This window comes from Antiquaquibacter metalliresistens (assembly GCF_029211225.1).
GTDB lineage: Bacteria > Actinomycetota > Actinomycetes > Actinomycetales > Microbacteriaceae > Rhodoglobus > Rhodoglobus metalliresistens.
In genome coordinates, this window is record NZ_JARGEM010000004.1 from 40572 (window position 1) to 54886 (window position 14315).

A 14315-nucleotide genomic window follows, 5' to 3' on the forward strand; every position below is an offset into this window, starting at 1 on the left:
GGCTGCTTGTGTCGCTTCATCCTGTCCGCATATAGAGGAGTACCGTGCCCGGCACGAAGAAGCTCGTGATCGTCGAGTCGCCGACGAAGGCGAAGACGATTGCGGGATACCTCGGCGAGGGCTACGAGGTGCAGTCCTCGGTGGGGCACATCCGCGACCTCATCGAGCCGAAGAACCTGCCGCCGGAGCTGAAGAAGGGCTCGCTGGGCAAGTTCTCGGTGGACGTGGAGAACGACTTCGAGCCCTACTACGTCGTCTCCGACGCGAAGAAGAAGACGGTCGCCGATCTCAAGCGCGCCCTCAAGGACGCCGACGAGCTCTACCTCGCAACGGATGAAGACCGCGAGGGCGAGGCCATCGCGTGGCACCTGCTGCAGGTGCTCAAGCCCAAGGTCCCCGTGCACCGCATGGTCTTCCACGAGATCACGAAGGACGCCATCCAGGCCGCCCGCGACAACACCCGGCAGATCGACACGGCGCTCGTCGATGCCCAGGAGACCCGCCGCATCCTCGACCGGCTCTACGGCTACGAAATCTCGCCGGTGCTGTGGCGCAAGGTGGGCCCCGGGCTCTCCGCCGGTCGCGTGCAGTCCGCCGCCACCCGCCTCGTCGTCGACCGCGAGCGCGAACGCCTCGCGTTCCGCACCGCGACCTATTGGGATCTGCTCGCCCACCTCGCCCCACTCACCGACGAGCAGCGCTTCGAGTCCCGGCTCGTGCGCCTCGACGGCAAGCGCATCGCCGCCGGTCGCGATTTCGACGACCGCGGCCAGCTCAAGGGCGATGTCGTGGTGGTGGATGAGGCGGCCGCCGAGGCGCTCGCCGCGGCCCTGCGCGAACCGGGCGTTCCGATCACGGTCACCTCCGTCGAGTCGAAGCCGTACACCCGCCGCCCCGCCGCACCCTTCACCACCTCGACGCTGCAGCAGGAGGCCGGCCGCAAGCTGCGCTTCTCCGCCAGGCAGACGATGAGTGTGGCGCAGTCGCTCTACGAGAACGGCTACATCACCTATATGCGCACCGACTCGCCGACGCTCTCGCAGCAGGCGATCGACGCGGCTCGCTCGCAGGCGAAGGCGCTCTACGGGGCCGAGACGGTGCCGGAGAAGCCCCGCGTCTACAGCGGCAAGAGCAAGAACGCGCAGGAGGCGCACGAGGCGATCCGCCCGTCGGGCGACGTCTTCCGCACGCCCGCCGAGCTCGCGAACGTGCTGCGGGGCAACGACTTCAAGCTGTACGACCTGATCTGGAAGCGCACCGTGGCCTCGCAGATGGCGGACGCCAAGGGTTCGACGGCATCCGTCACCATCGAGGCGAAGGCCGGCGCGCAGACCGCCGAGTTCGTCGCGAGCGGCACCGTGATCACGTTCCGCGGCTTCATGCTCGCCTACGAGGAGTCGCAGGACGAGGAGCGCAACGAGGCCGCCGAGCCCACCGAGGCCAAGCTCCCGCCACTGGCCCAGGGTCAGCAGCTCGCACTCGTCGAGGTCGAGGCCAAGGGTCACGAGACCTCGCCGCCGCCCCGCTACACCGAGGCGAGCCTGGTCAAGGCGCTCGAGGAGCTGGGCATCGGCCGCCCGTCGACCTACGCGAGCATCATCTCCACCATCATCGACCGCGGCTACGTCACGCCGCGCGGGCAGGCGCTGGTTCCGAACTGGATCGCGTTCAGCGTGGTGCGCCTGCTGGAGGAGTTCTTCGGCGACCTCGTCGAGTACGACTTCACCGCCGAGATGGAGGACGACCTCGACCGCATCGCCGGCGGCACGGAGAACCGGGTGGAATGGCTCAAGGGCTTCTACTTCGGCAACCCGCAGCACAAGGGGCTGCGCACCGTGATCGACAACCTCGGAGAGATCGACGCGCGCGAGATCAACTCGGTGCGCATCGCCGACGACATCACGCTGCGCATCGGCAAGTACGGTCCGTACCTCGAGGCGCCCGCCGCCGAGGGCGAGACGCCGCGCCGCGTCAACATCCCGCAAGACCTGGCTCCGGATGAGCTGACCGCCGAGAAGGCTCGCGAACTCATCGAGGCGCCCGTCGTCGGTGACCGCGTGATCGGCACCAACCCCGACAACGGCAAGGAGATCGTCGCGAAGGACGGCCGGTTCGGTCCCTACGTGACCGAGCTCGAGCCCGAGGTGCCGCCGGCCGAGCCCGAGTACGTGGTCGACAAGAAGACCGGCGAGATGAAGGAGAAGAAGCCGAAGAAGGTCGCGGTGGTCAAGCCGCGCACGGCATCCTTGTTCAAGTCGATGGATCTCGCGACGATCGACCTCGACACGGCACTGGCCCTGCTCAACCTCCCGCGCGTCGTCGGCGTCGACCCGGAGTCGGGCACCGAGATCACCGCGCAGAACGGTCGCTACGGCGCGTACCTCAAGAAGGGCACCGACACCCGCTCGCTCACGAGCGAAGAGCAGATCTTCGACCTCGACCTGGCGGGGGCGCTCGAACTGTTCGCGCAGCCGAAGTACGGCAACCGCGCGGCATCCAGCGCACTGAAGGAGTTCGAGGCCGACCCGGTCAGCGGCAAGCCGATCAAGGTCAAGGACGGCCGATTCGGCCCGTATGTCACCGACGGCACCACGAACGCCACGATCCCGCGTGGCGAGACCGTGGAGGAGATCGACTTCGAGCGGGCGGTGCAGTTGCTCGCCGACAAACGCGCGAAGGGACCGGCGCCGAAGAAGAAGACCACGACCACGCGCAAGCCCGCCGCCAAAAAGCCCGCGGCCAAGAAGGCCTGACGTGGCGGAGGGGCTGTTCATCACCTTCGAGGGCGGTGACGGCTCGGGCAAGTCGACGCAGTCCAGGCTGCTCGTGGACTGGCTCGAGGCGCAGGGACGCACCGTCGTGGTCTCCCGCGAACCCGGCGGCACCGAGCTGGGACTCGAGTTGCGGCAGATCGTGCTGCACCGCCGCGGCGACATCGCCCCCCGCGCCGAGGCCCTGCTGTACGCGGCCGACCGCGCGCACAACGTGGCGACGAAGGTGCGTCCGGCGCTGGAGCGCGGCGACATCGTGGTGCAGGATCGCTACCTCGACTCCTCCGTGGCCTACCAGGGGGCGGGCCGGGTGCTCGGCGCCCAGGAGGTGCGGGACCTCTCGCTGTGGGCGACCGAAGGGCTGCTGCCGGATCTGACGATCCTGCTCGACCTGCACGAAGGCGAGGGCCGGGAGCGGATGGCCGAGCGCACCGCCTACGACCGCCTCGAGGCCGAAGCCGACGACTTCCACTCCCGCGCCCGCGCGGAGTACCTCGCACTGGCCGCCGCCGAGCCCGAGCGCTTCCTCGTGCTCGACGCGCGCGGCAGTATCGACGAGATCGCGGCGGCCATCCGGGGTCGCGTCGCCGGGTTGCTCTAGGCTTCGGGAATGGCGGTCTGGGACGAGCTCACCGGGCAGGGTGAGGCGATCGCCGTCGTGGAGGCCGCGGCATCCCGCTCGACGACCTCGATGACGCACTCCTGGTTGTTCACCGGGCCACCCGGTTCGGGGCGTTCGAATCTCGCCTATGCCTTCGCGACCGCGCTGCTGAGCCCCGCACCCGAGCACGACGACGCCACCGCGAAACAGGTGATCGCCCGCACGCACCCCGATCTCGGCGTGCTGTCGACCGAGCGGGTGATCATCTCCATCGACGAGGTGCGCCAGCTCGTCGCGAGCTCCCAGTTCTCGCCCTCGGTCGGCCGGTACCGGGTGATGATCATCGAGGACGCGGACCGCATGACCGAGCGCACGTCCAACGTGCTGCTCAAGGCCCTCGAAGAGCCGCCGCCGCGCACGGTGTGGATCCTGTGCGCACCGAGCGAGGCCGACCTGATCCCCACCATCCGGTCGCGGGTGCGCACCGTGCGACTGCGGGTGCCCGCCGTCGACGAAGTCGCCGACCTGCTCGTGCGTCGCGACGGGGTGGATGCCGCGACCGCGACCCGCGCGGCGCGCGAAGCCCAGTCGCACATCGGCATGGCACATCGTCTCGCAACGAACGCGGAGGCCCGCGCCCGCCGCGAGCGCACCCTCGAGATCGCCCTCGGCATCCGGTCCGTCGCCGGAGCGGTGCTCGCCGCGGCCGAGCTCATGGACCTCGCGAAGGCCGACGCCGAGGCGATCACGCTCGAGCGCGACGCCCAGGAGCGCGACGCCGCGCTGCGCTCCCTCGGCGTGGAGCCCGGTGGCACCATCCCCGCTGCGCTGCGTGGACAGCTGAAGAGTCTCGAGGAGGACCAGAAGCGTCGCGCGACGAGAAGCCTGCGCGACGGCATCGACCGCATCATGGTGGACCTGCTCTCGCTCTATCGCGACGTGCTGCTGCTGCAGCTCGGCGCGCCCGGCGAACCGATCAACGCGGCGATCGCCGACCGGGTGCACGCCGCCGCCAGTGCCTGCGCCCCCGAGCAGACGCTCGAGACCATGGATGCGATCGCCATCGCTCGCGCGCGCATCGAGTCCAACGTGGCGCCTGCCCTCGCGCTGGAGGCCATGCTCGTGACGGCGATCCGGAGTCAGCGGTGAGGCGCGCGGCGATCGCGATCGTGCTCGCGCCCGCGTTGCTGCTGACCGGGTGCGTGCAGTGGTTTCTGCCGCCCCAGACCAGCTCCACCTCGACGCCGACCGACGAGGCCGTCGCCGCCGAGCTCCAGCCGTACTACCGGCAGTCGCTGTCGTGGGAGACCTGCGGCAACGCCCTGCAGTGCGCCACCGCGATCGCGCCGCTCGACTGGGCCGACCCGGGCGGGGAGCGCATCGAGCTCTCGCTCGTGCGGCAGCCCGCGACATCCGGTGCCCGCATCGGCTCGCTGCTGGTGAATCCCGGCGGCCCCGGCGGCTCGGGCACCGACTTCATCCTCGACAGCGTGGACTACGCGACCGACGAGCGGCTGCAGGCGAGTTTCGACATCGTCGGCTTCGATCCCCGCGGCGTGAACCGGTCGACCGCGGTGAGCTGCTACCGCGATCCCGCCGAGATGGACGCCTACCTCTACGACCTCTACCCCGGTGCGCCGGGCTCGGACGAATGGCTCGCGGCCGCGCGGGCCGGCGCCACGGCGTTCGGCGAGCGCTGCCTGGAGATCACCGGCCCGCTGCTGGGCACCGTCGACACGATCAGCGCCGCGCGCGACCTCGACATGCTGCGCGCCGCGCTCGGTGACGAAAAGCTCAATTACCTGGGCTACTCCTACGGCACCCTGCTCGGGCAGGTCTACGCCGAGCTGTTCCCGACGAAGACCGGCCGTCTGGTCTTCGACGGCGCGGTCGACCCGGCCGCGAGCGACTTCGAGGGCACCGTGGCGCAGGCGCGCGGGTTCGAGCGCGCGCTCACGGCGTTCCTCGAGGACTGCGCACAGCAGAGCGACTGCCCCTTCGGTGGCGACGTCGAGGAGTCCCTGACCCAGATCCGCACCCTGCTCGACACCCTCGATGCGAGCCCGCTGGCCAACGCCGATGGCCGGTTGCTGTCGAGTTCGGCGATGTTCAACGCAATCATCCTGCCGCTCTACAACCAGACCAACTGGCCCTACCTTCGCGAGCTCTTCACGGGCGTGTTCGCGGGCGACCCCGCCTACGCTTTCCAACTGGCCGACAACTACAACGGTCGCAATCCGGACGGCACCTACCGGGACAACCAGACCGAGGCCTTCATCGCCATCAATTGCCTGGATGCCCGCGGCGACGCCGACACGGAGCTGATGCGCGAGCAGGCGGCCGAGCTGCGCCGCCTCGCGCCCGTGTTCGGGCCGCAGATGTCGTGGGGTGGGATCGGCTGCGCCACGTGGCCGGTGCCGGCCAAGCGCGAACGCGAGCCGATCGTCGCGGCGGGTTCGGCGGACATCCTGGTGATCGGCACCACCAACGACCCGGCGACCCCCTACGAGTGGGCGCAGACGGTGGCGAAGACCCTCGAGCACGGGCACCTGCTGACCTACCGGGGCGAGGGGCACACCGCGTACAACAAGTCCAATGCCTGCGTGAACGACGCCGTGGACGACTTCCTCATCGACGGCACCGTGCCGGACTCGGGTCTGCGGTGCTGACCGGCATATAGGCTCGTCGCGTGACCACGGCATCCTCACGCTCCCGCGCCCTCGCGGCCGTCGCGACGCTCGCGACCGTCCCGCTGCTGCTCGCCGGCTGTTTCGCCCCGAGCGGGAACACGACATCGACGCCCACCGGCGAGACGGTCGACCCGGCGCTCGAGCCGTACTACAGCCAGGTGATCTCCTGGCAGGACTGCGAGGACGGCTTCCAATGCGCCACGGTCATCGCGCCGATGGACTGGGCGAACCCCTCGCCCGAGACCGACATCGAGCTCGCGATCGTGCGCCAGCCCGCGACCGGCACCGCGATGGGCTCGTTGTTCACCAACCCGGGCGGCCCGGGCGCCTCCGGCTACGACTTCGTGCGCGACAGCGTCGACTTCGCGGTGAGCGAGGACCTGCAGTCGCACTTCGACATCGTCGGCTGGGACCCCCGCGGGGTCGGCCGCTCGACGCCCGTGACCTGCTACGACGACGCCGAGCTCGACGAGTTCATCTTCGGGCTGCCGGATGCCGCGATCGGCACGCAGGAGTGGCTCGCGGAGGTGACCAAGGCATCCGTCGACTTCGGCCAGGCGTGTCTTACGGGCACCGGCGAGGTGCTGCAGTTCATCGACACCCAGTCGACCGTGCACGACCTCGACATGCTGCGCGCGATCGTCGGCGATGAGAAGCTCAACTACCTGGGCTATTCCTACGGCAGCGACATCGGCTCGTACTACGTCGAGAACTTCCCGGACAAGGTGGGCCGCATCGTCGTCGATGGTGCGACCGATTCCTCGATCTCGGTGTTCGAGGTCGGGCTCACCCAGACCGCGGGCTTCCAACGGGCGCTCGAGAACTACCTCACCGCGTGCCCGACGATGTTCGACGACTGCCCGTTCACGGGCAACCTCGACACCGACCTCGCGACCATCCGCGCGCTCTACGACCGCTACGACGCCACCCCGATTCCCGGCGCCGACGGTCGACTCATGGATGCCGGCGTGCTCGACATCGCGATGAGCATGGCGCTGTACTCCCAGGACTCCTGGTCATACCTCAACGACCTGTTCTCGGAGGCGGAGGCCGGCATCACCGACACCGCGTTCTTCCTCGCGGACTACTACTACAGCCGCGACGTCGACGGCACCTACCTTGACAACTCGCTCGAGGCGTTCCTGGCCATCTACTGCGTCGACTATCCGGTGGAGACCGACCCCGCGGTGCTCGCCGAGCAGGAGGTGCTGATGCAGCAGGCATCCCCCACGACGTATCGCAACTTCCCGCCCACCGGCGACCTCACCTGCATCAACTGGCCGTACCACTACATCGGGCCCGGCATCGAGCCGCTCACCGGCAAGGGGGCTCCGCCGGTGCTCGTCGTCGCCACCACGGGCGACCCGGCGACGCCCTACGAGTGGGGTGTCGCGCTCGCCGACCAGCTCGAGAGCGCGCAATTGATCACGTTCAACGGCGAGGGGCACACAGCCTACGGGCAGGGCAACGCGTGCATCACGAGCACGGTGGACGACTACTTCATCAAGGGCACCGTGCCCGCCGAGGACCCCAACTGCTGACCACGTCCCGCGCGAAACTTGCAGGCTGTGCAAGAATAGTGGGATGACCGTCGGCATGGCGCCCGAGACCCCCGGGCTGCGCGAACGCAAGCGGCTGGCGACGCGTCGCGCGATCCAGCTGGCCACGCTGCGCCTGCTCGCGGAGCAGGGCCCCGATGGCGTCACCGTCGACGAGATCAGTCGGCGCGCCGACATCTCACCGCGCACCTTCTTCAACTACTTCGCCTCCAAAGAGGATGCGATCCTGGGCGACCAGCCGCAGTTCACCGACGAGGCCGCGGTGCAGGAGTTCGTGAGCGGCACCGGTGCGCTTTTGGACGACCTGTCGCGCCTGCTCGTCGTCGCCGCCGAGGCGTCCCTCGCCGACGTGGAACAGGTGCGGCTGCGTCATGGTCTGCTCAAGCAGTATCCGCAGCTGTTCGCGCTGCGCATGGCGAAGATGCGCCACTTCGAAGACGAGGTCAGCGCGGTGGTGTGCCGCCGCATCCTGCACGGCGAACCCGGGCTGGATGCCGCGGTCGCCGAGGACCGGGCCCGCCTGACCACGCTCGTGGCCTTCGGGGTGATGCGGCACGCCTGGATGCGCTGGGCCCACGCGGATCCGCCGGATCGCCTCGGCGAGCAGCTCGCGGCGAGCTTTCGCGACCTCGGAACGCTGCTGGCTCCGCCGATTGGTGACATCGGCTAAGCTACTCAACGGTGTTCCGGGCCCAGCCCGGTTCCGCCGCCCTAGCTCAGTCGGCAGAGCATCTCACTCGTAATGAGAAGGTCAAGGGTTCGATTCCCTTGGGCGGCTCCACGCAGCCATCGAATGTCCCCCATTGTGCGGACCGACAGGGCCACGACATGCCCCCAATCCGCGGGTATACGCATCGGTTCGGGACGTTCGCCCTTGCGTTGTACCCCAGTGCAGTCGTACGGTCAGACCACTGGCACCGGGGGGTGTCACACGTGGTAACGGGGGACACCATGAAGAGACTGGCCATTCTGGCATCGGTTTTCACAGCCGTACTTGTCTTGGTGCTTCCGTTCGTGGGCGGCGGCGGGCCGGGTCTCGCGACCTCGGCGGTGGCGGATTCGGGTTCCGCCACCCCGCCGCTCGCCTCGGTCATCGCCGCGCCGCCGGTCGTCGACGCGGTGACGGTGGGCTACACCCAGCGCATCGACGAGACCGCGATGGCGGCGGCACAGGCCGCCACGGCTGCCGCCCTCGCCAAGGACACCGAGCACCTCGCCCAGAAGATCGTGCCCAAGCCGGTGGTGATCACGGCCAACTCCACCCCGGCCGAGCGTCGAGCGGCCCGCGAGGCCGCCGGGCTCTCGTGCCCCGGGATGCCCGGGGGTGGCGCCGGCGGTTCCGGCGGCGTCTCCGCGGCGGGAGTGCAGGGCACCACCTCGGACGACATCGCCTCCTTCGCGTACCAGTACAACGCGATCCGGGTCGCGAACTGCCTCGACCCGATCCCCTACGGTCGCTTCTACGTCGACACCTGCATGGAGGCTCGCCTGTTCTGGATGGCCGAGTCGCCCAGCCCCGACCCGATGGACGCCTGGGGCCACATGGGCTCGGTGCGCATCGACGGCGTGCCCAGCGTGGGCTGCGACGGCAACCTCGCGGGCGGCTCGGGCAACACCGGTGCGACGGTCGCGCAGAAGTGGTGGAACTCCGGCTCGCACCGGGCGTCGCTGTACCGCCCGAGTTCGGGTATCGGCGGGGCGTGCATCGCGTTCGCGATGACCCACGGCGGCATCGACGAGCCGTACTCCTTCACACGAGCCGCCGCCCGCTGGGTCAGCTGCTGAGGCACCGGGCCCCGGCTCGGGGCCCGGGTATCATGGCCAGGTGACGGATTCGCCGGATGTCCCGCCCACCGAGGCGCTCACCCGGCGGGCCGCGCGGGAGGCGGCTTCGGCTCCACGCAGGCCCGCTTCCGGTGGCCTCGGCGCGCTGATCCGCAAGCACCCGCGGGCCTGGTTGGCCTCCGCGCTCGGGGTGGCGTTCCTGCTCCTGGGCACTGCGGCGGTGTTCGCCGGCATCGCGAGCGGCTCCGACGGCCCGGCCGTGGCGGCGCCGTCGGCGAGCGCGATCCCGCCTCGACTGCAGCCGACCGAGCTGCTGGCGGCGAGTCGGCTGCGCACCTGCTCGGTGGCCGGCGCCGCGGCGAATCCGGCCCTCGGGTCCCTGGCCGGCTCGGTGATCAACGCCAACACCGGTGAGGTGCTGCTCGACCGCGCGGGCACGACCCCGCAGAGCACGGCGAGCGTGCTGAAGGTGCTCACGGCCGCCGCCGCAATCATGGTGCTCGGGCCCGACGCCCAGCTCTCGACGCGCGTGATCGACGGATCCACTCCGGGTTCCATCGTGCTCGTCGGCGGCGGCGATCCGACCCTGGCGACGACCCCGAACTCGTACTACACCGACGCACCGCTGATCGAGGACCTCGCGGACGCGGCCATGGACGAGTACGACAAACGGCATCCCGGGGTGCCGGTGACCAGCATCGTGCTCGACGCGAGCATGTGGTCCACGGCCGACGCCTGGGACCCGAATTGGTCGACGTCGGAACGCACGCAGGGCTACCAGTCGTACGTCACCGCGCTCATGGTCGACGGCGACCGCGCCGACCCCACCAAGGCGGTGAGCGAGCGCAGCACCGACCCGATCGCCCGCGCCGGGCAGGCCTTCGCCGAGGCGGCCGGGCTCAGCGGGGTGAGCTTCTCCACGGGTACCGCCGTCGGCAGCACGGTGCTCGCCGAGGTGAAGTCGCAGCCCGTGCGCGTGCTGCTCGACCAGATGCTCAAAGACAGCGACAACACCATCGCGGAGAACCTCGCGCGCGTGATCTCCCGCACGAGCGGGCTCGACGGTTCGGCGGCATCCCTGCAGCAGGCGATCACCGGTGCGCTCACCCGCACCGAGCTGCCGGCCATCGCGGGTTCGATCATCAAAGACGGCTCGGGTCTCAGCGCCGCCAACGCGGTCTCGCCGCAATACGTCGCCCAGCTGATGGTGGCGCTTCGCGCCAACGCGCTCCAGTTGCGCATCGTCTATGACACGCTGCCGGTCGGCGGCGTCTCGGGCGACCTCGCCGATCGCTTCACCGGGCCGAACGCCGCCGCCGCGAGCCGCGTGGTCGCCAAGCCCGGCTGGATCGACACCGAGCGCTCCCTCGCTGGGGTCGTGGATGCCGCGGACGGCACCCCACTCGCCTTCGCGTTCTACGCCATCAACCCGGGCGGCATCCCCTATGAGGCGCGGGCCGCGCTCGACGACCTCACCACCGCGGCGTTCAACTGCGGCGACAACCTCTCCAACCACTAGACCGACGCGAGGAGACGCGATGACCAAGGCGCTGTTCATCATCGACGTGCAGAACGACTTCACCGAGGGCGGTGCGCTCGGCGTCGAGGGCGGCGCCGCGGTCGCGGCGGGGATCACGACACTGCTGGCCGAGCATCCCGATCGCTACGACGTGGTCTTCGCCTCACGCGACTGGCACGACGGCGACAACGACAACGGCGGGCACTTCCACCCCGAGCCCGACTACGTCGACTCCTGGCCGGTGCACTGTGTCTCGGGCACGACCGGCGCCGAGTACCACCCGGCGCTCGCGGTCGACGCGATCGACGTGCACGTGCGCAAGGGTCAGGGCAAGCCTGCGTATTCGATCTTCGAGGGCACGACGGATGACGGGGCCACCGTCGCCGAGAAGCTCGACGAGCTCGGCGTGACCGACATCGACGTCGTCGGCATCGCGACGGACTACTGCGTGCGCGCCTCGGCGCTCGATGCCCTCGCCGGCGGGCGCCGGGTTCGCGTGCTCACGGACCTGGTGGCGGGTGTCGCCCCCGAGTCCAGTGCCGCCGCGCTCGAGGAGGTCGTCGCGGCCGGCGGCCGTCTGGCGGCGGGATGATGCAGCCCACGGTCCGCTGATGCCGGTCATCCCGATCACCGACCTCGACGACCCGCGGCTTGCCGACTACTCGCATCTCACCGATGTCGCGCTCAAGAAGGCGCGGGGCACGGAGCACGGGCTCTACCTGGCCGAGTCGGCGCTCGTGCTGGAACGCGCACTGCGCGCGGGGCACGCGCCGCGTTCGGTGCTCGCGCTCGGTTCGGCGGTCGACGAAGCCGTGGCGCTCGTCGGGGATAACGTGCCGGTGTTCTCCGGTCCGCCCGAGCTGCTCGAGCAGTTGACGGGATACCTTCTGCACCGCGGCCTCATCGCCTCGATGCACCGCCCGCCGCTGCCCTCGGTGGAGGCGCTGGTCGCGGATGCCCGCCGCGTCGTCATCCTCGAGAACGTCGTCGATCCCACCAACGTCGGCGCGATCTTCCGGTCGGTCGCGGGGATCGGCGCCGATGCCGTGCTCGTCACCGAGCGCTGCAGCGACCCGTTCTACCGCCGCGCCATCCGGGTCTCGATGGGCACGGTGCTGCAGGTGCCGTGGACGCGCCTCGGCGACTGGATGACCGCCCGCGAGCAGCTCGCCGGCTTCCACCTCGCCGCCCTCGCCCTCGAACCGGGCGCGGTCTCGTTGCGGGAGTTCGCCGCCACGGCCCCGGAGCGCGTCGCACTCGTGCTCGGCACCGAGGGGGAGGGGCTCACCAGCGAGGCGCTCGCCGCGGCCGACACGATCGTGCAGATACCGATGGCGCACGGCATCGATTCGCTCAACGTCGCGGCCACCGCCGCGGTCGCGATGTACGCGCTCGCGGGGTAGCCGACGCCGCGCTCACACCAGCAGCTGGTGCTTCGCCAGGTCCTTGTAGAGCGGGGTCGACTTCACGAGCTCGGAGTGGGTCCCCACGCCGACCACGCGGCCGTGGTCGAGCACCACGATCTGGTCGGAATCGACGACGGTCGAGAGCCGGTGCGCGATCACGATGAGCGTGCGATTCTCGGCGACCGCGTCGATCGCCTCGCGCAGCATCTGCTCGTTGAGTCCGTCGAGGCTCGAGGTCGACTCGTCGAGCAGCAGGATGGGCGGGGCGGCGAGCAGGGTGCGCGCGATCGCGAGACGCTGGCGTTCGCCCCCGGAGAGCATGACGCCGTCTTCGCCGACCGCGGCATCCAGCCCGGCGGGGTTGCGTTCGAGCACCTCGGTGAGGTTCACGGCGCGCAGCACCTCCACACACTGTTCGTCGGTCGCGTCGGGGGCGCTCAGCAGCAGGTTCTGGCGGATCGAACCGGCGAGCACGGGGGCGTCCTGCTCGACGTAGCCGATCTGCGAGCGCAGCTCGACACGGTCGAGACCGCGGATGTCCACACCACCAAGCCGCACGACGCCGGAGGTCGGGTCGTAGAAGCGCTCGATGAGCGCGAGGATCGTGGACTTGCCCGCGCCGGACGGCCCGACGAGCGCGGTGCGCTTGCCCCGCTCCGCGGCGAAGGAGACCCCCCGCAGCACCGTGAGGTCGTGCGGTTCGACGTCCTCCGGTGCCGCCTCGTCGTGCACGGCGACGGCCTCGCGGGGGTAGGTGAAGGTGACGTTCTCGAAGCTGATCGCGGCATCCGATTCGATGGCGGCGACCGGCACGATCTCGGCGTCGCGGTCGGTCTCGGTCGGCAGCGAGATGATCTCCTGGATGCGGCCGAGGGCGCCGAGCGCCTGGTTCACGGAGTTGATCGCGCCGAAGGCCTGCCCGAGCGGCATGATCATCATGAACAGGAACAGGATGAACGAGATCAGGCTCGCGATCGTGATCGCACCGCTGGCCACCCGGAAGCCGCCGACGCCGAGCACGACGAGCAGGGCCACCTGCAGGGCGATGCCGGAGATCGGCACGACGAGCGCCGAGATGCGCGCGACCTGCAGGCCGGCGCTCCACGCGCCCTCGGCATCCTTCTCGACCGTCGCGATCTCACGGTCGGTGGCGTTGGAGGCGCGCACGGTGCGCACGGCGCTGAGGCTGCGCTCGACCGCGGCGGCGAGGTCGCCGACCTTCTCCTGCTGCTTGCGGCTGGCGACCCGGATGCGCGAGGACAGCGTGACCACGGTGATCACGGCGACGGCGATCACCGCGACGGTGAGTGCGAGCAGCAACGGGTCGATGACCAGCATCGCGATGAGGGCGCCGACGAACACGAGCGCGCCGCCGATCGCGTCGACGAGGCCCTGGGTGATGACCGCGTAGAGCAGCGTGGTGTCGGAGCCGACGCGGGAGACGAGGTCGCCGGTGCGGCGCGTGTCGAACTCGCTGATCGGCAGCCGCAGCATGCGCCGCACGAGCTGGCGACGCGCCGAGAGCACCACCGAGGTGCCGGTGCGCTGCAGCAGGTAGTGCTGGAAGCCGCTGATGATGGCGGATGCCACGACCAGTCCCACGAGGGCCCACACGAGCATCCCGAGCGCATCGCCGGCCTGCACGACCGTGATCACCTGGCTGACCAGCAGGGGCTGGGCGAGGGACGCCGCGGCACCGATGATGCTCAGCGCGATCACGACGCTCAGCACGCCCTTGTGCTCGGCGAGATAGGGCAGCAGTTGGGAGAACCGCGCCCGGGGGCCGGTGTCGTTCTTGGGTGCGAACATGCCGCGTCGGGGGGAGGTCGTGGTGTCGCTCATGGTTCCTTCAGTCTCGCGCCGGAGTGGGCCGAGCCCGTACTCCGTCGGGCGGTGCCCCGCGACGCCGACGGTCGTAATTCCGGTCGCGCGCCCACGCACGAGCGTAGCGGTGCCTCGATCGACCCCCTCGCGGCGTTCGCTC

At 70.0% G+C, this 14315-nt stretch carries 11 protein-coding genes and 1 tRNA gene; 11 read left to right on the forward strand and 1 reads right to left on the reverse strand.

All coding sequences use genetic code 11. The features are described 5' to 3' along the window. The first annotated feature begins 44 nt into the window (after positions 1 to 44). The 11 genes from topA to PYV02_RS08335 all read left to right on the forward strand — a co-directional run bounded on the left by topA (position 45) and on the right by PYV02_RS08335 (position 12328). Entirely contained in the window at positions 45 to 2753 is a 2709-nt protein-coding gene (gene topA / locus PYV02_RS08285) for a type I DNA topoisomerase (RefSeq protein ID WP_275758043.1), read from the forward strand. A gap of 1 nt (position 2754) precedes the next feature. Then, positions 2755 to 3372, forward strand: coding sequence for a dTMP kinase (gene tmk, locus PYV02_RS08290; RefSeq protein ID WP_275758045.1), 618 nt, complete (start codon positions 2755 to 2757; stop codon positions 3370 to 3372). A gap of 9 nt (positions 3373 to 3381) precedes the next feature. After that, complete coding sequence (locus PYV02_RS08295; RefSeq protein WP_275758047.1) at positions 3382 to 4521, forward strand: DNA polymerase III subunit delta'; 1140 nt, start codon at positions 3382 to 3384, stop codon at positions 4519 to 4521. Next, positions 4518 to 6041, forward strand: coding sequence for an alpha/beta hydrolase (locus tag PYV02_RS08300; protein ID WP_275758049.1), 1524 nt, complete (start codon positions 4518 to 4520; stop codon positions 6039 to 6041). The genes PYV02_RS08295 and PYV02_RS08300 overlap by 4 nt, the downstream gene beginning before the upstream one ends. A gap of 20 nt (positions 6042 to 6061) precedes the next feature. Further along, entirely contained in the window at positions 6062 to 7603 is a 1542-nt protein-coding gene (locus PYV02_RS08305; RefSeq protein WP_275758051.1) for an alpha/beta hydrolase, read from the forward strand. A 43-nt stretch (positions 7604 to 7646) separates the two neighbouring features. After that, on the forward strand, positions 7647 to 8291 hold the full coding sequence (locus PYV02_RS08310) for a TetR/AcrR family transcriptional regulator (protein WP_275758053.1): 645 nt from the start codon (positions 7647 to 7649) through the stop codon (positions 8289 to 8291). Positions 8292 to 8326: 35 nt separating this feature from the next. Beyond that, positions 8327 to 8402 (forward strand) — tRNA-Thr (locus PYV02_RS08315). Positions 8403 to 8623: 221 nt separating this feature from the next. Next, the gene (locus tag PYV02_RS08320) at positions 8624 to 9406 is read left to right on the forward strand and encodes a hypothetical protein (protein ID WP_275758054.1); all 783 of its coding nucleotides are present in this window, start codon (positions 8624 to 8626) and stop codon (positions 9404 to 9406) included. Positions 9407 to 9446: 40 nt separating this feature from the next. Further along, positions 9447 to 10925 carry a D-alanyl-D-alanine carboxypeptidase/D-alanyl-D-alanine-endopeptidase gene (locus PYV02_RS08325; protein ID WP_275758056.1) on the forward strand — a complete coding sequence of 493 codons (1479 nt, stop codon included), beginning with the start codon at positions 9447 to 9449 and terminating at the stop codon, positions 10923 to 10925. Between the two features lie 19 nt (positions 10926 to 10944). After that, the gene (locus PYV02_RS08330) at positions 10945 to 11517 is read left to right on the forward strand and encodes an isochorismatase family protein (protein ID WP_275758058.1); all 573 of its coding nucleotides are present in this window, start codon (positions 10945 to 10947) and stop codon (positions 11515 to 11517) included. Positions 11518 to 11536: 19 nt separating this feature from the next. Continuing rightward, entirely contained in the window at positions 11537 to 12328 is a 792-nt protein-coding gene (locus tag PYV02_RS08335; protein ID WP_275758060.1) for a TrmH family RNA methyltransferase, read from the forward strand. A gap of 12 nt (positions 12329 to 12340) precedes the next feature. Here the strand turns inward: PYV02_RS08335 and PYV02_RS08340 are convergent, their stop codons facing one another. Further along, positions 12341 to 14173, reverse strand: coding sequence for an ABC transporter ATP-binding protein (locus tag PYV02_RS08340; RefSeq protein WP_275758062.1), 1833 nt, complete (start codon positions 14171 to 14173; stop codon positions 12341 to 12343). Positions 14174 to 14315 lie beyond the last annotated feature (142 nt).